Annotated in this window: 23 protein-coding genes and 2 pseudogenes; 4 read left to right on the plus strand and 21 right to left on the minus strand. The window is 37.0% G+C overall.

Features of this window, described 5'->3' with window-relative positions; translation table 11 throughout:
• The first annotated feature begins 61 nt into the window (after nt 1–61).
• The gene (locus ACFFHF_RS18630; protein WP_160546844.1) at nt 62–352 is read left to right on the plus strand and encodes a transposase; all 291 of its coding nucleotides are present in this window, start codon (nt 62–64) and stop codon (nt 350–352) included.
• Between the two features lie 34 nt (nt 353–386).
• On the opposite strand, the gene ACFFHF_RS18635 is transcribed toward ACFFHF_RS18630, so the two are convergent.
• The 12 genes from ACFFHF_RS18635 to ACFFHF_RS18690 form a co-directional block, all read right to left on the minus strand.
• Nucleotides 387–1,076, minus strand: a complete 690-nt coding sequence (locus tag ACFFHF_RS18635) for a hypothetical protein (RefSeq protein WP_160546845.1) — start codon at nt 1,074–1,076, stop codon at nt 387–389.
• A gap of 182 nt (nt 1,077–1,258) precedes the next feature.
• A complete protein-coding gene (locus tag ACFFHF_RS18640) occupies nt 1,259–1,639 on the minus strand; it encodes a VOC family protein (RefSeq protein WP_160546846.1) in 381 nt (126 codons plus the stop codon).
• 24 nt (nt 1,640–1,663) lie between these two features.
• Entirely contained in the window at nt 1,664–2,884 is a 1,221-nt protein-coding gene (locus ACFFHF_RS18645) for an MFS transporter (RefSeq protein WP_160546847.1), read from the minus strand.
• A gap of 24 nt (nt 2,885–2,908) precedes the next feature.
• Nucleotides 2,909–3,928: an ROK family transcriptional regulator gene (locus tag ACFFHF_RS18650; protein WP_160546848.1), complete on the minus strand. Its 1,020-nt coding sequence runs from the start codon at nt 3,926–3,928 to the stop codon at nt 2,909–2,911.
• A 153-nt stretch (nt 3,929–4,081) separates the two neighbouring features.
• Nucleotides 4,082–4,159, minus strand: coding sequence for a YjcZ family sporulation protein (locus ACFFHF_RS18655; protein WP_160546877.1), 78 nt, complete (start codon nt 4,157–4,159; stop codon nt 4,082–4,084).
• A 103-nt stretch (nt 4,160–4,262) separates the two neighbouring features.
• Nucleotides 4,263–4,697 carry an SRPBCC family protein gene (locus ACFFHF_RS18660; RefSeq protein WP_160546849.1) on the minus strand — a complete coding sequence of 145 codons (435 nt, stop codon included), beginning with the start codon at nt 4,695–4,697 and terminating at the stop codon, nt 4,263–4,265.
• 31 nt (nt 4,698–4,728) lie between these two features.
• A complete protein-coding gene (locus ACFFHF_RS18665; protein WP_377058800.1) occupies nt 4,729–5,547 on the minus strand; it encodes an SRPBCC domain-containing protein in 819 nt (272 codons plus the stop codon).
• A 652-nt stretch (nt 5,548–6,199) separates the two neighbouring features.
• On the minus strand, nt 6,200–6,493 hold the full coding sequence (locus ACFFHF_RS18670; protein WP_160546850.1) for an antibiotic biosynthesis monooxygenase family protein: 294 nt from the start codon (nt 6,491–6,493) through the stop codon (nt 6,200–6,202).
• Nucleotides 6,494–6,515: 22 nt separating this feature from the next.
• Nucleotides 6,516–6,968 (minus strand): GNAT family N-acetyltransferase, encoded by a 453-nt coding sequence (locus ACFFHF_RS18675; protein WP_160546851.1) that lies wholly within the window; start codon nt 6,966–6,968, stop codon nt 6,516–6,518.
• An 81-nt stretch (nt 6,969–7,049) separates the two neighbouring features.
• Complete coding sequence (locus tag ACFFHF_RS18680; RefSeq protein ID WP_377058804.1) at nt 7,050–7,259, minus strand: His/Gly/Thr/Pro-type tRNA ligase C-terminal domain-containing protein; 210 nt, start codon at nt 7,257–7,259, stop codon at nt 7,050–7,052.
• Between the two features lie 261 nt (nt 7,260–7,520).
• A complete protein-coding gene (locus ACFFHF_RS18685; RefSeq protein ID WP_160546852.1) occupies nt 7,521–8,687 on the minus strand; it encodes a TraB/GumN family protein in 1,167 nt (388 codons plus the stop codon).
• 109 nt (nt 8,688–8,796) lie between these two features.
• The gene (locus ACFFHF_RS18690; RefSeq protein ID WP_160546853.1) at nt 8,797–9,330 is read right to left on the minus strand and encodes a hypothetical protein; all 534 of its coding nucleotides are present in this window, start codon (nt 9,328–9,330) and stop codon (nt 8,797–8,799) included.
• A 186-nt stretch (nt 9,331–9,516) separates the two neighbouring features.
• On the opposite strand from ACFFHF_RS18690, the gene ACFFHF_RS18695 reads away from it, so the two are divergent.
• The gene (locus ACFFHF_RS18695; protein WP_160546854.1) at nt 9,517–11,118 is read left to right on the plus strand and encodes an ATP-binding protein; all 1,602 of its coding nucleotides are present in this window, start codon (nt 9,517–9,519) and stop codon (nt 11,116–11,118) included.
• A gap of 274 nt (nt 11,119–11,392) precedes the next feature.
• Here the strand turns inward: ACFFHF_RS18695 and ACFFHF_RS18700 are convergent, their stop codons facing one another.
• The 5 genes and pseudogenes from ACFFHF_RS18700 to ACFFHF_RS18720 all read right to left on the minus strand — a co-directional run bounded on the left by ACFFHF_RS18700 (nt 11,393) and on the right by ACFFHF_RS18720 (nt 14,228).
• Nucleotides 11,393–12,232, minus strand: a complete 840-nt coding sequence (locus tag ACFFHF_RS18700) for a Cof-type HAD-IIB family hydrolase (RefSeq protein WP_377058805.1) — start codon at nt 12,230–12,232, stop codon at nt 11,393–11,395.
• A gap of 8 nt (nt 12,233–12,240) precedes the next feature.
• Nucleotides 12,241–12,387 (minus strand): annotated as a pseudogene (locus ACFFHF_RS18705) (S4 domain-containing protein); the annotation flags it as partial.
• A gap of 13 nt (nt 12,388–12,400) precedes the next feature.
• Nucleotides 12,401–12,727, minus strand: coding sequence for an MGMT family protein (locus tag ACFFHF_RS18710; RefSeq protein ID WP_160546856.1), 327 nt, complete (start codon nt 12,725–12,727; stop codon nt 12,401–12,403).
• A gap of 324 nt (nt 12,728–13,051) precedes the next feature.
• Complete coding sequence (locus tag ACFFHF_RS18715) at nt 13,052–13,798, minus strand: hypothetical protein (protein WP_160546857.1); 747 nt, start codon at nt 13,796–13,798, stop codon at nt 13,052–13,054.
• Between the two features lie 223 nt (nt 13,799–14,021).
• Nucleotides 14,022–14,228, minus strand: coding sequence for a hypothetical protein (locus ACFFHF_RS18720; protein WP_377058801.1), 207 nt, complete (start codon nt 14,226–14,228; stop codon nt 14,022–14,024).
• Between the two features lie 106 nt (nt 14,229–14,334).
• Here ACFFHF_RS18720 and ACFFHF_RS18725 point away from each other — a divergent pair, with 106 nt between their 5' ends.
• Entirely contained in the window at nt 14,335–14,526 is a 192-nt protein-coding gene (locus ACFFHF_RS18725) for a DUF5370 family protein (protein WP_160546858.1), read from the plus strand.
• An 80-nt stretch (nt 14,527–14,606) separates the two neighbouring features.
• Nucleotides 14,607–15,287 carry a hypothetical protein gene (locus ACFFHF_RS18730; RefSeq protein ID WP_160546859.1) on the plus strand — a complete coding sequence of 227 codons (681 nt, stop codon included), beginning with the start codon at nt 14,607–14,609 and terminating at the stop codon, nt 15,285–15,287.
• Nucleotides 15,288–15,345: 58 nt separating this feature from the next.
• On the opposite strand, the pseudogene ACFFHF_RS18735 reads toward ACFFHF_RS18730, so the two are convergent.
• The 4 genes and pseudogenes from ACFFHF_RS18735 to ACFFHF_RS18750 form a co-directional block, all read right to left on the minus strand.
• Nucleotides 15,346–15,682: pseudogene (locus ACFFHF_RS18735) on the minus strand (PTS sugar transporter subunit IIB).
• 66 nt (nt 15,683–15,748) lie between these two features.
• A complete protein-coding gene (locus tag ACFFHF_RS18740) occupies nt 15,749–17,368 on the minus strand; it encodes an ABC1 kinase family protein (protein WP_377058802.1) in 1,620 nt (539 codons plus the stop codon).
• Nucleotides 17,352–17,831, minus strand: a complete 480-nt coding sequence (locus tag ACFFHF_RS18745) for a GNAT family N-acetyltransferase (protein WP_160546861.1) — start codon at nt 17,829–17,831, stop codon at nt 17,352–17,354. Before ACFFHF_RS18745 ends, ACFFHF_RS18740 begins: the two co-directional genes overlap by 17 nt.
• Nucleotides 17,824–18,450, minus strand: a complete 627-nt coding sequence (locus tag ACFFHF_RS18750) for a DUF3267 domain-containing protein (RefSeq protein WP_160546862.1) — start codon at nt 18,448–18,450, stop codon at nt 17,824–17,826. Before ACFFHF_RS18750 ends, ACFFHF_RS18745 begins: the two co-directional genes overlap by 8 nt.
• Nucleotides 18,451–18,675 lie beyond the last annotated feature (225 nt).

Raw genomic sequence — 18,675 nt, forward strand, 5'->3', positions numbered from 1 at the left:
TAAATTTCTTGTAAGGGAAAGAGTAATATTAATTAGAATTAGGTAATTTGGAGGGATATTAATGAAACTTTTTTTACTTTTAACCAGTGCGGTATTGCCTTTATTGATGGTAATCCTACAAATGAAATGGAAAAACACCCAAAACTTTTTTCATCTAGCCGCTCTCATTAGCTCCCTTATATTTGGCAATATTTCTGCCTTTGCAATTTATGACATTATCAAAGATGAGTCCGTATTTATGACCAATATTCATGGAATTTTCCTTAACCCTCTCTTCTTACTGACCGGTGGTTATTTAGGGATCTATTTGCTCTACATCCTTATCCTACAGTTAAAGGGAAGAGACAACTAAAAGGACTACTAATCAGTAGCCCTTCTCCATTTCATTATCCAGTGATTGTAGCACTCCAATTTCCTCCACCTTGGTCACATGTGAAGTTTCCAGATGCTCTTCGTCCTTCTATTCTACCTGTGTAGGTACAGTTGTTTCCATCGCTGCTATTTCTACGTTCAATTCGAACCTGGTTTCCTTGTTGTTGCATTCTTAACACGGCTGTAACTGGAGTTGCCCCTTGTCTAGTCCATCTACCATCAAATACATTGCTATTTCCTCGTCGTGTCCAAACTCCTCTCCAGCCACCTTCTTCTACTTCCCATCTTCTGCCTAAATCTGGTTCTGCACCTCCTCTTAAAATCGTACCGCTCCAAGACCCGCCGCCTCTGTTACATACATTGCTACCTACAACTCTGTTCCCTTCAATTCTGCCTACATACTGACAATTGTTTCCGTCGCTACTATTTCTTCTTGAAATACAGACGAAATTGCCGTCCACAGTCATTCTCAATACAGCAGTAATTGGCGTTTGTCCGGCTCTCGTCCATCTACCATCAAACACATTGCTGTTTCCACGTCTTGTCCAAACAGCTCTCCAACCACCTTCTTCAACTTCCCATCTTCTCCCTAAATCGACTGGTTGTCTTAAAGCAGAAACAGATGGATCTTCGAAATAATAATAATAAGGTTGGACTGGTTGATAATTATAGGCATAGTAATACGGGTTTCCGTAGTTGTACATAGATACAACCTCCTACTCATGTTATCTATTTATTAATTGACCATTTCATCATATGCCTAAATGAAAAAAATGCCCCCATTAATTTATGGATTCAAAATAGGGTTAGACCCTGTTCTGATAAAAGATAGCTAGATCAGTAAAAATAAAAAAAGCCACCCTGAAAGGTAGCCTTTACTTATGGTTTATACGGTTAGTTCAATAAGATTCCCTTCAGGGTCTTTTATAACACTTTCATAATAACCATCACCCGTTAAACGAGGCCCATCTACATGAATAAACCCATCTTTTTGCAATGTTTCCGTAAATTCATTAACTTTCTCTCTACTGCCAAGTGAAAAGGCGACATGTGCCCAACCAATTCTGTCAGCTTGATCTTCTTTATCCACACCTATTTTGCGCATTATCTCTAAACGCGCTCCACTTTCGTATTGGATAAAATAAGATTCAAAGCCTTTTTTCACATTATGATACTTTTCATTTGATTTTCCGTTAAAGTATCTTTCATAAAAAGCTTTCATCTTTTCTAAATCTTTTACCCAAATGGCTATATGCTCAATTTTCATATCTCTCTACTCCTCCCTCTTGGGTCATATGGCAGGTGATTCAGTATTTCTTTTCAATAAGGTCTTCCTTTCGACCATGATTCTATTCAACCTTTCAGAAGCCAAAAACATTCCAAAAGCAAAGAGTACGATCACATAGGGGAATATTCCAATCGTTGTTTGAGCAGCCAGCAATCCTAGTAATGGTGGTAAAAAGGTACTTCCCGTATAGGCAAGCGCCATTTGATAACCCATGATCGTCTGTGAATGTTCTTTTCCAAAGCGTGTTGGAGTTTCATGTAACATACAAGGGAAAATGGGTGCCAAACCTAAACCAATTAATATTAAACCTACCAGAGAAAAGATTGAAGGTAGAGGTAATAGCAAAAGGATCGTACCAGCAAGCGCTGTAAGCTGGCCTGAGCGAATTAACGTTTTGTTATCCACCTTTAGCGTAATAAAGCCGGTCAAGAACCTGCCTATCGTAATGCCTCCATAATACAAAGAAACCCACTGAGCAGCAACTCCAACTGACAAATCCTTTACGTTTACCAAATAACTACTTCCCCAAAGACCTATTCCCGCTTCAGCACCACAATAAAATAAAAAAGTAGCCATGGCTAACTTTACTCCCTTAATTTGAAGAGGTTTTTCATTTTTTGTAGTCTGACTGTTAGAAACATCTATTTCTGTGTTTAGTTTGTTGTTCGATTTACTAGCTACCTTTTCCCATAACGGCAAGGTTAAGAAAAGAATAACGACTAATCCAAACTGAAGACCAGCAATGGTAAAATATCCACTTCTCCACGATTGATCTCCTGTCAGAAATGAAGACATAATAATGGGTCCAAGCGTAGCCCCTACTCCCCAAAAGCAATGGAGCCAACTCATATGGTGTGCCTTATAGTGAGCAGCCACATAATTGTTTAAAGCAGCATCCACGCAACCTGCTCCTAATCCAAGTGGGATGGCACAAATAAACAACCATATAATTGATGGTGCAAAATTAAATCCAAGTATGGCTACAGCCGTCAAGAGACAGCTAATAAAAGTCACCTTACCAGTACCGAACCTATTAAGAACTTTCCCTGTAAATAGACTCGAAACAATCGTGGCACCTGCAATCGTCATAAATAACCAGCCAGCCATTTCCATTGGTGCTCCATATTCTGATCGCATTAATGGCCACGTAACCCCTAATAAAGAATCTGGTAAACCTAAGCTAATAAAAGCCAAATAAATGATCACTAAGAAAAATGTTGCCATTAGAAGTTCTCCTCTCATGTCTGTTTATATATTTGTTTTTGTGATCATGACCTCCAGCCCTAAATTCTGTAATCCTAACAAATAGTCTTGCTTCCAGTTACTTTCGGTTAGTTCAGGAAGATGCTCACTCGGAACATAGATCGAACTTTGTTTTTTTATCTCTTCAAGAACCTTTTCATTCACTTCACCATGACAAAAAATAACCATATGAGGGTTTATTATTGCAACAAATGTAGCTACTAACCTACATACCGCATCCAATGAATGATCATCAAGAAATGCCGATCGATTTTCTAAGGCTTGAAAGAAGTTTTCTTTATCGTACTGGGGAACAAAGGATACCTCTCCTGAAAAAAAAGAACGTCCACGCACCACATCTCCATTAATTAGAACCCCTGCACCTGGACCATTCTTGCCAAAATACAAGTATACGAGAGACGGTTTGTCCGTATTCCCGAGCGATTTAAAGTAGCCAAGTACAGCTGCATTCATATCGTTTTCCACTACAACAGGGATAGAAAAAAGATTTTCATAATATCCTTTTAAATCAAAATTCTGCAAATGGTCATAATCAGGTATGTAAAATATACGACCATTATCGACCGACCCAGGTACGCCAATCGCAATGGAAGATATTCCTGGATACTCCGCAATGATGTCCTGTATACGCTTTGTTAACAGACTTAAATCGTTATTCTTTAATACGCTTGACGTGTTCCCTTGCTTCTTTACCTCACCCAAACAATTAAAAACGGTATAGTGAGTTTCATTACTTTCTAAAAATATTGCCAAGCCCAACATATACTCTGGATTGTATGAATAGCGTTTAGCCCTTCTTCCTCCACTCGAATCATCAAGGCCAACCACCAACAGTTCTCCATCCTTTTCCATTTGCGTGAGAAACTTGCTAATCGTAGGAAAACTAATTCCTAATTTATTACTTAATTCAACTTTTGTTGCACTCCCTAGTTCAAGTAATCCAGTTCGAATTCCCTTTAAGATGACATTTTTCATTGATTTCGGAGTTGCAATTAAATCACTCATCACTTCACCACCGTTTCAAGACACTTATTAAACATCTTTAATAAGTTACAAAAATACAATAGCACACTAAAATCTTGCACACAATAACAAAATTTTATTAAAGTCAAAAAGAGTCAACCAGTTAAGGCTGACTCTTTTACATATTTATGGCATTTAGGCAACAAATGCAGAACCAACAATAATTAACAAGATGAATAGTACAACGATTAACGCAAAACTATTGTTATACATTCATAAACACCTCCCTAAAGCGTTACCATACTATCCTATGATGACAGAAAGAAATCGGAAGGGCGAATGCCTACTCATCAATACTGGAAAATATTCCTCATCCTTAATCCTCCAGAATGGCTTTTATCTTTTTCAAATCCTTTATATTTGCTTTCTTCATCATCGTGGACATAAAAGGAGAGAAAAGTTTAGAGAAGCCAGTGGGAATTCCCCTATTTCGAAGAGTCATACGAGTAACATCCCTTTCAATTTCCTCCCATGTATAGATAGTCTCCATTGGAAACGGACCAGAAGAAGTCTTCATGACTAACTTCTTCCCTGGTTGGAATTCAGTAATCTCGTATACATAAGCAAGTTCTCGTCCAAGAAAATTTGCTTTAAATGCAATTTGAGATCCTTTCTGTACCGTTTTTTCAGTTTTCCATTCCGCCGACTGTATATTCACATACATTTCTGGAGCATTTTCCGGATTGGATGCATACGTTGTTACTTTTTCTAACGGACGATTTATGATGATTTCAGTAAACACGTCTACCATGATTATGTTCCTCCAGTTGAGATTGGATCAGCTATTGTTCTTCAACATATTTTTTTAATAACGTGCCAAGAAGATGCTTCCATCCATGAGTATGTGATTCCTCCCATTCTTCTTCAAGAACGCCTGAAGCTGTATGAGATAATTGAAGGGTTGTAACGCCTTCTTTTTCAATCAATCGATAGGTATATGCACTATTAACAGCCCCACGCATGCCTAAATGACCATGTAGTCGAATTTCCTCTGGAGCATTTACATAATACACATTTCCCCATACTGCTCCATCATTTTCGCCCCATTTTTCAATAAATTGTCCTCCTGGTACAGGGTCAAAAGAAAAGGTTGACGGCACACCTTTTGGAGCTAACCGAAATTCCCACCAGTCTTCTGCCTTCTCGGTTAACGCTTTAAAAACCTTTTCCCGTGGTGCGTTTATGACTACTTCTTGCTCAATACGGAACACTCGTGCTTGTTTTGATTGATCCATTTCTAGTTCTCCTCCTGTTTGTTCAGCTACTGATTTTAAATTCAGTAGTGATTGGGCATCCTTCTTCATATATTTCCCAACCCATCTTTTGTTCATTTCCTCTAATGGAATGACATTTAGATAATTAAACCTGTACTTCCCTTCTCGTCGAACAATTACTAAGTTGCCTTCTTGCAAGGCTGATAAATGCTTCATTATTGCATATCTTGATACTTCGGGGAAAAAATCATTTAGTTCTCCCGTCGTTTGGGGCGATTGTTTCAATATATCAAGAATGCGTCTTCGGATCGGGTGGCCCAGTGCTTTAAAAAGAGCCGAAAGTTCATCCTCCATCATAATGATCCTTTCCAGATTCGTTTTAAACATATCATGTTACCTTATGGTCACTTATTATATGTGACTAAATGGTAACATATTAATTATTAAAAAGGAAGAGCTTAATATCAAATCAGCTAATCCTTTATTATTCCTATAAAGTCGTACCCATTTTGATCTTCCATGTCTTATTAAAGATATTTCCATAAATAACTCTCCTACTGAAGAAGCAATGTAAATAAAATTCAAACTGCCCACCCCGCTCTAAAACCAATAAAGGCACAAAAACGTAAATCACTTTCCAATCATATAATTAAATTTATGAATTACAATGTCTCAAACAGAAAGTAAAATAGGATTGCCAGTGCAACCCCCTAATCGTTTATCTGGACCTATTTCATGTTTAAAAAAGGAACTAAAATGAGAAGTAAACATGCACAAAAAACTAATACATTCGTAACTTTTTTGGGAAGCTTTTCTCTCCCCTTCCCATTATACCATCCACTAAACTGCCATCTATTCCGATATAAAACAAAAAAGAGAATAAAAATGGAAAGAAAAAGCATCCACTCTTTATTAGCTAAATTTATTTCTAGAAACTCATGAATAAGTGTAAATAGCGTCCAAAATAAGCTCCCTAGAAAACCGAACAATAATACGATTCGCACCAGTTCTAATAGGATCCTCATAAAATATCTCAGACTTAAAGTTCAACCTTACTAAAATGCTCTACTGTAGGAAACGGGTCATAAAAACGGTGTAATAATAGTTTCCACTCCTGGTACTCTGCTGACCCACGAAATCCAATTGTGTGGTCCTCTAGTGTGTCCCATTTCACAAGTAATAAATACTTGCCCTTTACTTCTAAGCAGCGCTGTAACTCATGTGAAAGATAGCCTCTCATACTCGAAATAATCCCGGATGCTTGTCGAAATGCCTCCTCGTATTCCTCTTCAAGACCCTCTCTTACCTGAAGCATTACCGCTTCTAATATCATAAAAAAATTCCCCTTTCTTTTCTTACAAGTTTCTTGATAGTCGAATCATATCTCTACAATGGATACCATTTTCGTAGATTTCCTCGGGGTAGTGCTTATTAAAAAAGTCGATGTCTACTCCCACAATCCGAAAGCCACATTTTTGATAAAGAGCCAGCTGTCCAATGCTGGAATTACCGGTACCAATTTCTATTCGTTGAAATCCTCGATCCTTCGCTATCTGAATGGCGTGCAAAATAAGCTTTTTACCGAGCCCTTTTCCTTGTTTACTCTCTAAAACGGACAGATTTACTAGTTCAACGGTTTCAGGTCTAGTAGGGAGTATTACGTACACGCCAACGATTATGTTGGAATCTTCTGCTATATAGCAATCCCCCCTATTGATATACTCTTCTACTATTTTTGGAGAAGGATCAGCTTGAAGTAACAAATCGAATGGCACTGATTCCCCCGTATTAAGCTTTCGTATTTTCATATATATTTCTCACCTGCTGTCGTGATATTTTCCATTATACACCATAATTTTATTTTAAAATGGAAAAAATTCTGTTCTTTCCTAACCTGATTTCATCTCTTTTATTTTAATTTGATTCAAATTTATTTTCTCTTCTCCTATGATAATGACATTTGGAAAACGTTCTTTGTTTGCTTTTTCCATTAACTTCCCAAGTTTCTTTTTTCCTAATTCCAGTTCTACGTTATAACCCCTTTCCCTAAGCTGCTTCGCCACTTTTAATGACTCTATTTCAGAGTTAATTGGAATAATATAATAATCAAGAAGATTCCTCCTGGTTCATCTTCTTGATTGCGCTAATCGCTGTATAGATTACATCCAACCCAAATGAAATTCCTACGGTTGAAAACTTCTGATCTGTTCCAAGCAATCCACCAATTGCGTTATTGTAAATGCTGATTTAGTTCCCCCAACTCACTAATTTCTGGATATCCAAGGAGAGCTAAACCCTTCAATAGCTCCGCCCTAAATAATAAAAAAGATGAGGACCTCTTTGGTCTTCATCTTCTTACATTATAAGTTCTCGAAAAATACTCGAATAACGTCTGCTCCGCCAATAACTGTTCCAAGTGTACTTCCAAGATTTGATAATACAACAATTAATAAGATTCGGCTAACTTTGTTTTTCCAGAATCCCTTTACACTAAACACGTCTTCAGACAACGTTTCAAAATCCTTAACACTTGGGCGTCTGACATAAGCTTGGGCAAGTCCAGCAAACCAGCCTGCTGCCAGAACTGGGTTTAAGGAAGTAATCGGTGCTGCCAAAAAGGCTGTTAAAACCGTCAATGGATGACCGAGTGCAATTGCTGCTCCTAATGCGGATAACCCACCGTGCCACAAAATCCAACTGAATGTTTGGGATAACCCTGCTTGCGGGTTTGCAATAAACGTATACGCAATGATTGCTAAGATCATTACTGGAATACTCCAGCCAATGATTTTTGGCCATTTTGATTTAGGGGGAACAGAGGTTAGCTTTGCTAAGTCCTGTTCTTTTTTAATTTCTTCCTTGATACCTGGTACATGTGCTGCTCCAAGTACGGCAACAATTTTTTCTCCAGGAGCCTCTTTTATTTTTTGTGCAAGATATTGGTCTCGTTCGTCAATCAGAGGTTTCTTTAATCGCGGAAAGGTTTCCGTGAATTCATTAAGGATCGCTTGGAGCGTATCTTGACTTTTCATTTTTTCCAATTCTTCTTCCGTAATACTTTCCTTGCTAAAAATACCTGCGACCACTTGGCTTAAAAGAAGCGCTTTTCCTTTAAGACCAATGCCACCCCAAATTCTAGCAAAGGTAATTTGAATATTCCGATCGGCGAGTACAAGTGTTGCGCCCGTTTCCTTCGCTGATTCAATTCCTTGTATCATTTCCTGCCCTGCTTTAATGCCAAACTGATTGGCCATTCGATTTTGAAAGGAAGAAATCGCCAAATTCATCAGTAATAAGGAGGCTTTCTTTTCCTTAATCACCTGAATTATATCCATTTCCTTCCACTTGTTACCTTCCGTAATCGATTGGTATCTTTGCTTATCCAACTCTACACAGACAGCATCAGGTTTCTCAGCTTCAATAACCTCTTTCACCTGCTCTGCACTATGCTTCGACACATGGGCGGTCCCAATAAGTATGTATTCTTTTCCATCTAGATGAATCCTTGTTATGTTATCTTCTACCATAGATACCTTCCTTTAAAAACCATCACATGATTTGTCTACTAACCTAATAATGATGTCTATATTTTTTGTCCATTATATCATGAACGCATCATCAATTGCGCCTTTTGCCTTAGCTATCTTTATCAATAATGCCATCAAAATGAATCGTTTGCTTTCGAGGAATCCCTAGGTTTTTATATTCAATTACCATTTTAGCAATGTCTTCGTCCCAATTGTTATCTTTCAGTTGCACCTTTAATACAATCTCTAGTTTTTCATTTGTTACTTTATAATTTTCGACTAGACGAAGACGTTCCACAACTCCCTCTTCAGTGGCATCAACTTCGTAAAACATGGAACCAAAATCCTCATCTATAATGTATGGGATGATTTCTATTTGATCTTTCTCTTCTTTTATATCCGTACCATCTTCTTTAAGAAAAAGAATATCTTTTATCACTGGTTTTCCTATCCCGTTCCAATCCAAGGAATAGCCTAAGTAAATGGGTGTTTTTTGTTCGAAGAATATTTCATTATCTTTCGTTACCCAAGAATGGCTCCACTTTACAAATTCACCATTTTTAATGTAATAGGTGAACACTGAAAAAATAGATAAGATAAAGATACCAAAGACAAATAAAAACAAGTTCTTATGAGTTTTCACCCTAGCCCTCCTTTTTAATAATCTTGCTTAAAATCATTTACGAAGAGGCTTAGAAAAAGTTTCGATAACTTTATTAATTACCCCCATCTTCTTTATGTTTTTCCCCAAGGGTAAAACACTTGGATAAAAGATACATATTCCATGTTATAATACAATTTGCATTTATTATTTTTGAGGTGCTATTCAATGAATGAAAAGGAACCGCATTATGTCACACTTTCAAAGCTGAAGTGTAAAGAAATTGGGATGAATCCAAATGAGATCGTTCGTCCCAGAGTAACTTTATCCAAATTAGATGTTCAAAAAAGACAAGAAGCGTATAGAGAAATACTGTCAGTTGTTCGTTTCTTTTCAGAAAAACTGATTCTTACTTTACAAGAAACTCCTATTTTTATAGCTATTTCAGATGCAGAAGGTTACCTATTAGACCTAGCAGGTGACGACCTCATAAAGTCTACTATTGATCAATTTGGTATTCACTTGGGAAGTTTATTTAGACAAGAAGATACAGGAACGAATGTAGTTAGTCTGGCATTAGAACACAAGCATCCCGTTCAGTTAGTAGGAAAGGACCATTACCACACCTTTCTTCATGAAATGGCTTGCTATGGCGCACCTTTTCATTACAAAGATGAGGATAATCTATTAGGTAGTGTAAATATAATGGTCCCTGTTGCTTTTCACAATCCTTTATTTTTGCCAATGCTTAACCAATTAGTCGATTCTATTGAGAGAGAATTGCTTTTAAGAAAACAAAATCGTAAGCTTAATATCTTTAATCAAGTATTGCTAAATGGAGCCAGAAACGGAATCATTATTACAAATGCAAATGGGATCATTTTAGAATTTACTGATTTTGTTAAGGAAATCTTTCAACATTCTTTTACAAGTATTAATGAACTTCCTATAATAGGAAACTATTTTAAAAAGGTTCTTACTTTGCATGAAATTTATGATAGTAAAGAAGTCATTTTTCAAAGTACTATTGGAGACCAAATTATTTGTCTTTTCGATGCACAACCGATTTATGAGGGTGACAAGGTTATCGGAGCGTACGGACAACTACGTGACATGACCGATCGCTTTTTTATGGAGGAAAAGATAAAGACGGCAGAAAAACAAGTATTAGCGGGGCGTATCGCGGCTGGTATCGCGCATGAAATAAGGAATCCTCTAACAACTGTACGTGGGTACCTCCAATTCCTTGAAAAAGAGGTGGGGAGTGATACCGGTCAATTATTTTCGAATCTACTCATTCCGGAAATTGATCGTGCGAATAAAATTATTACAGATTTTCTAAGTATTGCAAAGCCTTCCGAAAAAGCGTTTGAACGCATGCAAATAAAGCATTTCTTTACAGACTATTTATGGAATTTCCTTAAAAGTGAAGCTTTGCTGCACAACGTAAATCTGGATTTTCATATACCATCACATACGGAGAATCTATTTATCTTATGCAATCGTGAAGAGTTGCTTCAGGTATTTATTAATCTATTTCAAAATTCTTTACAGGCAGAAAGTGATATTCCACTAGAAGTAAGAATCTGTACTAATGTAGAAGATGAGTATATTCAAATAAAGTTCAGTGATAATGGAAAAGGGATTCCTAGCTCCATTCTGACAAATATTTTCGAGCCATTTTTTTCAACGAAGGATATGGGGACCGGTTTGGGCCTATCGGTTTCACTGAAAATTATTGAAAATCACAATGGTCATATGACTGCCAAAAGCATGGAAAATTCAGGGACCACATTTGTAATAGAACTCCCCATTCATAAAGAGCCATAATAAAACAGCAGCTCCATGGACTAACGGAAGCTGCTGTTCATTTTACACTCTACCTGTCCCTTCTTTCATCATCCTTGCTCTATTACCATTGCAATTCCTTGTCCCCCACCAATACTATCTTATTTCTTGCATCAGCATAGTACTCTGAAAATTCACTATACAAATACTGTACCAAGAGTCTATCCTCTATATCAACCCATTCAAACACAAGAAAACGGAAGTGAAAAATCATTTACTCATGAAAAAAGCTACCATTACGGTAGCTGACAATGTTTTATATTAATTGATATTTTTTAAAACTATTATAAATTCCATCGTTATCATGCGTATCAGTAATATCATCGGCTGCTTCTTTTAATGCTTCTTTCGCGTTTCCCATTGCAATGCCAAATTGTACAAACTTCAGCATCTCTAAGTCGTTCATACCATCACCATAGGCGTATGTGTGTTCCCGATCCACTTGTAAATGCTCAAGTAATCTCTCAATCGCCACCGCCTTATGAATTCCTGGTACAGATAACTCGCCACTATTCTCTCCAAACAGGGGAACCGTACTTGGTATCACGGTAAATTTTGATGAGAATTCCTGCTTAATCATATCAATAGGAACGTTAGAGCCTAAAAAAGAAATTTTATTAATATCATCACGGATTAAATCCTCATCGTCAATTAAACAATCATGAAAAGGCTGAATTCCCTTTTTGACCTCTTCTTCGGCATGTGGATTTTCTGCTAAAAAGTTATTAATTATGCCTTGTATATGATTCTTACAATTCTTACTCGCAAATAAGCCTCCATTTGACTCGAGGTAAAAATCTATTTGATGCTCATTGAAGAACTCAACCAAATGGATCACATCTTCTGTAGAAACTCGCTCATGAATTAAGACCTTTTCATCTACTTCAATGTAACCCCCAGCAGCACCAATAATCCCATCAAATCCGATTTCCATGATATCATGAAATAACTCTGCCTTTGAACGGCCAGTACAAATAAATACTTGATGTCCATTTTTTCTCGCCTGTTGGATAGCCTTTTTTGCTGATTCTGGAACTACTCCGTGTTCATTTACAAGTGTTCCATCGATATCCATAAATATTACTTTTTTCAATATGATCACCTTTACTTGTTTAATTGTATTTGGACGAACTTTCGTTTACCGACTTGAATAATCAAGCCGTCAGAAAGGGTTAAATGAAAATGGATATCTTCTATTTTTCCTCCATTTACTCTAACACCCTTGTTCTCTATCATTCGTCTTGCTTCAGAGAACTAGCAACAACTAATTGCTACTCTCTTTCCCTTTTGGCTTCCACTGAAATATATCTAAGCAAACCTGTCCTTTTTCGCTTACTTTTACACCCTCGCTTTGTAAAGATAAGATTTGTTCTTGATACGAAGAATCATCCTGGATCGAGAGTTGCCCTTTTGTGTTTATGACCCGATGCCAAGGCAAACCATACTTTTTACTCATCGAGTGAAGGATACGAACCACTTGACGAGCAGCTCTTGGACTACCGGCAAGTCTGGCAATTTGCCCATAGGTCATCACTTTTCCTTCAGGGATATTTTTTATTATCATTACTACTTGCTCTGTAAATGGCTGCATGTGAATATCCTTTCTTTCCGTCTATTAAATTATAACATTTCTCAAATAATAAAAGCTGAGGGCAAAAATAGTAAAGGGTTCCACTTTGAGGTGCTTTACTTAAAATACGTATCGAATAAGCGGAGATTTTTCCGTTAGATGCAGAATGGAGCTCGTTTCGGGGTAAATTAGGGGAGATTTTCCGCTTATGCAAAGCAAAATCTCCCCTTTTCGAAATTTCAAAGCCAGTAGGAGGAATTTCTCCGTCTATTGTAAGCTATTTTTAATAATAATTATTAATTAAGCGGAATTTCTCCGTCTATTTCAGCTCGAGTGCGGACCCTGTTATTCTCTTATGCCACCCTCATACAATACTTCAAAATATCGATTAACAGCATTACCCGCTTCATTGGTAGCTGTTATTCTATAAAAATTATAGGCTGGACTTTTTTCATTGAATACAAGGTGCTTTTCAAATGAACTAGTTAAGGATTCCGTCACTTCATCCCCAAATCCAGAAGCACCAAATAGTAAGAAATCTGCATCTGAACGACCTTTAAAAGTGATGGTATGATCGCCTTCTGGTAGAAGTGTTACCAAATTAACAGGACTCTCAATTGTTAATTGAGGAAGCGTAGTAATTGGTGCTTCCTTGAACGAAAGGCCTTTAAGCGTAAATTCGTAGGTAAGAAGTGACGGATCTTCCGGTGATTCGATAGGATTGGAAGTGACAACAAACATGTAGTCACCTGCAGGTAATACATCTCCATTACCATACATGGATCCCCAATTTTGATCAGTAATGATAAAATCTGAACCATCTGTATTCGGTCCCCAAGTTACATGAATTGTGCCTTTTTTGGTGGTAGAAAAATGATAATAATGTGTTTCAAGGTCTCGATATATATTTCCTTTCCATTGAACACTTGTGATTTTCTTTTTTTCTTTAACTTCTTTTGTTACCTTTTCCTCTGCCTTTGCAGAAAGATCCAATACCGGGACAGCTTTTGGAGGTAAGAAACTTGGTGTTAGAAATAGCAATACCATAAATAGTCCGATCCCTATTAGTAATAATATTCTTGTTTTTAACATTCCGCCTTGCACCCTTTCCTAACAATAAATGGGTGGTTGATCCGCTGCTATGTTGTTTGCTGTATCTGTTTTCACTATTAAGGTAGACGGGACTTTTTTTATAAATGTTACATATTTCCATAAAAATAACACAAACATTGAGTTTGTCTCTGTTTCAAACGTGTAATAGTCCTTCTTTACATAAAAAACACTTCTCCCAATTTAGAAGAAGTGTTTGTGTACATTACTTTTTCTCCTCAAAGTAATCTGTAAATTCTTTCGTATCTGTTAAGTCTTTATTTTTATAATAAGGATTATCCACTGTAGAATCCTCTGGATCTAAATTTGTTTTAATAACTAACATGGGTGCTTCTGTATGTTTGGCGATTACACGATCATCTAATTGTTCAAAATCAGGTAGTTTATCGCTTCCAGGTTTTCTTGGTACCACGGTCACACACCTCCTAATGATAGGATGCTTTAAAGAATCAGAACTATGTACGAAAATATTTTGTTAGGTAAATACTATTGTTAAAAGGCATAGGAGGGAATAAAGTTTGGGAGCAATTCAAAGAAATGGCTGGACGTTTGAGACCGAATTTAGTGTGATTAAACAAAAGGGTTCGATTCAAGTGTATCATCATGGTGATTTTAAAGAAGAAATTACCTTTGATTTTCACGGGAATTTTCCGAACCACGATGAAATAGAAAAGATCGTCGATATCTATTGTGAAAGCCACCATATTTAATATTGGTTTTTTATGGTACGTAACTAAATGAAAAAGTAGGAAATAATATGAACGATAACCTTGAAAGGGAGGGATTTTCTATGTCTTTAGAATGGTTTGACCGAGTAAGTGGCGAATTGCAGGATCATCTAGAGTCTATTTGTGATAAGTATGATCAAGTAGGTCATATGTCTGTTGATCGTGGTGCAAAACATCCACGAATGGAGTTTTACGTAGAAACAGAAGACGATGATCGAGAGTATTTCTGTACCCTTTATTTCGATCCACATAACGAAGAGTTCTATATTGATTCCATTGATGTAGAGCTTGGGCAAACGTCAAAAACAATCCTTGCTGATATCGAGGACATAATTGATGCGGTCCATGAAAGTTTGCATGACTTTATGAATGATGATGATTTCGATGATGACGATTACTACGAAGTGGACGACGACGAAAATGACGATGTTGAAGTTGATTATGTTCTCATGGACGATGAAGATGAAAGCGATGATATACTAGAACAGGTTGATGTTGAGTGGGAAACACCTGAAGTGACGGCCTTTATGTACGAAGATGAAATTGAAGTTTCCTACCAGTTCGGTATTGTCCAAGAGACAGGGGACGGTGTTCTTCGCAGAGTGAACAGAATTTGGACAGATGACGACGAATTAATAAAAGACGAAACCAATTTTATCTTCTCTAAAGAGGAAGCTAGTACGATTATTGCCATGATCGCGAGCCATATGGATTCCTTAAGCGACTTTAACTATGACCGGTAAGCAGCCAGCTAGATCACTCGATTTGAGTGATCTATTTTTTAGCTCAACCGGTTCTTGCTTATATTTTTTTATTTATTAATTCATCTGCAAACGTTAAAACGGCTTGGCCATTACAAGTTCCGTAGTGCATGGGTTGGTTGAATCATATCTATCGGTAACTGCAATCCCTCTTTTTTGGCTAATCTTTGAAAGTCAGGAAGTAAATAGCGTACCTGTGGAGCCACAAGTAACACATCCGCTTTTCGTAAATGTTCTAAATGTCGCTCAACTTCTCCTACACCAATTGCCCAAATACGATAGGCATCCTCTCCGTATTGCTTCGCAACTTCCTGCATTTTTGTAACCAATAAACTTGAGGAAAATCCCCCACCACAGCATAAAAGAATATGTTTCATTGTTAATAAGCCTCTTTCTTTTTATAATATTAAGTGATATTACCGATTTAGCGCACTCACTGATATTTATACTCTCTTCTTCTCCGGCATGTATTTCACCCATTTTTTTTGCTTAAAGCTTGCACCTAAATAGGCTACAAAGGAAGCTGCTGATATTCCCACTCCTATTTTCCAAATGAAAGGGTTCATTACATACAACCCAAACCCTACACCCATTAATCCAACTAACAAAAGCTGAAACATTTGCTTTTTATGATTTTCTTGAGTAATAAATAGGAACTTTCGTCTTTGTTCGGTTTCCTTTAATTGCTCGAGCTTTTGTGGTGTTTGAAGAAATTCATTGGCTGAGTGAAGTACTTTAAAGATCGGTTGTGATTGAAGCCACTGCCAGATAAAGGTCCATTTATTACTTTGGTTCCTAAGCCAATCCATAAACACTGGTTTCCCAAGATCTAGTGGTTCTTCTTCTGGAGCCACGTTTCGTAGAATCCCCTCTATTGTTCCAACAGACCGTGCTAAAAACACGAAACTTGTAGGTACCTGAATGGGAAGGGCTTGAATTATGTCGTTCATTTCTAATTTTAAAGCAAGTAGGTCCATATTTTTCAACTCGCTCATTTGAAAGGACAAGAGCTCAGATAAAAGCCTCTCCATTGCTTGAGTATCCGCATCTGGCAGTAAGAATCCTAATTGTGCCAAACACTCTACTGCCTTTTTGTAATTCTTGGCTAAGAATGCCTCAATAAGTGCTTGAAAATAAGAGGCATCTCTTTTACTGATTTTTCCTACCATTCCAAAATCTAATAAAATAATTTTTCCTTCCTGACTAATCATCACATTTCCCGGATGAGGATCTGCGTGAAAATAACCCGGTTCTAACCATTGTGGCAGGAAGAGTTCAATGAGTTTTTGAGCGATTTCTTTACGACTGATTTCTACCTGTTTTAACCCTTCGACATCGGTCAGTTTTATTCCTTCTACCCATTCCATGACAAGCACCTTTTTCGTACAGAGCTCCGGAAATACATTTGGTATTTTAACTGTATCATGATCACTAAATCGGTTGGAAAATGATTGTAGGGCCTCTAACTCTTTTGCAAAGTCTAGCTCCCTTTCAATCACTTCTCTTAGTTCCTTATATAACATTTGAAAATTAATAAATCCTTTCGGTACCGGGACAAAATGGTCAGCGAACCAAATGATCATTCCTAGTGTCCGAAAATCGATTTGAACGATAGATTGTATGTTTGGACGCTGAACTTTTACAGCCACCTTTGTTCCATTCTTTAACAATGCTTGGTACACTTCTCCGATAGAGGCCGATGCAATCGCCTCTTTTTCAATAGATTCAATATGCTGGTAAATAGAGCCTCCCCATTCTTTTTCAAGGATTTTCTCTATATCCTCCCATTTTGACGGCGGTACATGATCAGTCAAGTCCTCCATTTGTTTGATAAATGCATGTGGAAGTAAATCTGAACGAATACTTAATATTTGACCAATTTTAATCAATAAACCTTCTAATTCGAACAGGGTTTTCCGAAACCGCTCACCAATCTTCCCCCAAAGCTTTTCCCACTCTGATTCAGGCTTTCTTCGTAGCTTGTACCAGTAGATTTGCAGAAAAATAGTAAATGCTAGAGACAACACCTTTGTCATACGAATGAACTTACTTTGAACTTTCATTCCCGATCCTCTCGTTTCCCTTTAAGAGTAAAAAATGAGTACTATTTGGGAAATACTCTCCCTTTTGAAATCCAAAACTTACATAAAATCGATCTGCTTCCATTGTGTCTGTATGTAAAACAATGACATGAAAATGTAGATCAGCTTTAGAGAGGATTAATTCTAATAATAATTTCCCTACCCCCATCCTTCTATATCTTTTTCTTACATAAAACCTTCGCAGCCTTCCAATGCTAGGTTGCTTTGAAAAGGGGTCTTGATTTAGTCCACCTATTGCCACAAGTCCTCCATTTAAAGCAAAAACACCATATAGCGCTTCACCAGATAGAGAAAAACGGTTGTCACCAGTTTCATAGTCATTAACTAACCTTTTTACAAAATTGAACCCCTCTTTTTTACTCTCTGATATCAAAGCATTGATATCTACTTGAGAAAGATTGTTTATTTTACGAACCTCAAACATTTCTAAGCTCCTCCAATAACTTCCAATATGTTCTGGGACCACCGTTTACAATTACAGCATGCTTAGGTACTTGAAATAAGACTAGAAAGAAAACGAGTATATCAACTGAAGAGGCCAATGAATTTAGTAGCACTAGTATTTTAATAGGAGTTGATAAAAGACCTAACCAACCTAGCACCAATGGTAATAGGATGGAGAGGAGCAAATAAGGAGCAATCGAGATGATAAGAAACCTAATTTTACTCATTTTCTCTTCTGTGATTACAAAACCGCCAAACCAACTAAGTCCTATATATGTTATTTTCGACTTATGAAAATTAGGAATAAAAACTAAATGTAATATCTCATGGATCACAACCAAGAGCCATAGAGCTCCAACATAAATTAAGTTGAAGTTTATTTCTACACCGTTATCTGATATTCCAAATTCCTTTAAAGTTAAAGGAGAAAATAGAGTCACAATCGAAATCGTTATCCAACCATTTAAAAACATAAACGGCAATGAAAGTAAAATAGAACTCCATACATTTTTCGGTTCTCGTAGAGCAATCCAGCTTTTGGTAAGCAACTCTCTCTCGACAGATTCATCAAAAATTGGGTATTTTCGACTGATTTTCATCTATACCCTCCCTCTATAAATGTTGATTTAGCAACAGTTTAACCCGTTGCTGGGGTGTCAAAAAAATATTTTTCGACACGTTCCCTAACAATATTTTTATATTATGTGAATCTATTCCAATACATGGGTACGCTACGCGGTCACTACTGGGTAATAGTGGTAAGTAGTGTTAGGGAATTATTTGATGCACAATGGATCTCTGCGTAACTTATGATGACGTACCCT

The organism is Robertmurraya beringensis (assembly GCF_042433785.1).
Classification (GTDB): domain Bacteria; phylum Bacillota; class Bacilli; order Bacillales; family Cytobacillaceae; genus Robertmurraya_A; species Robertmurraya_A beringensis.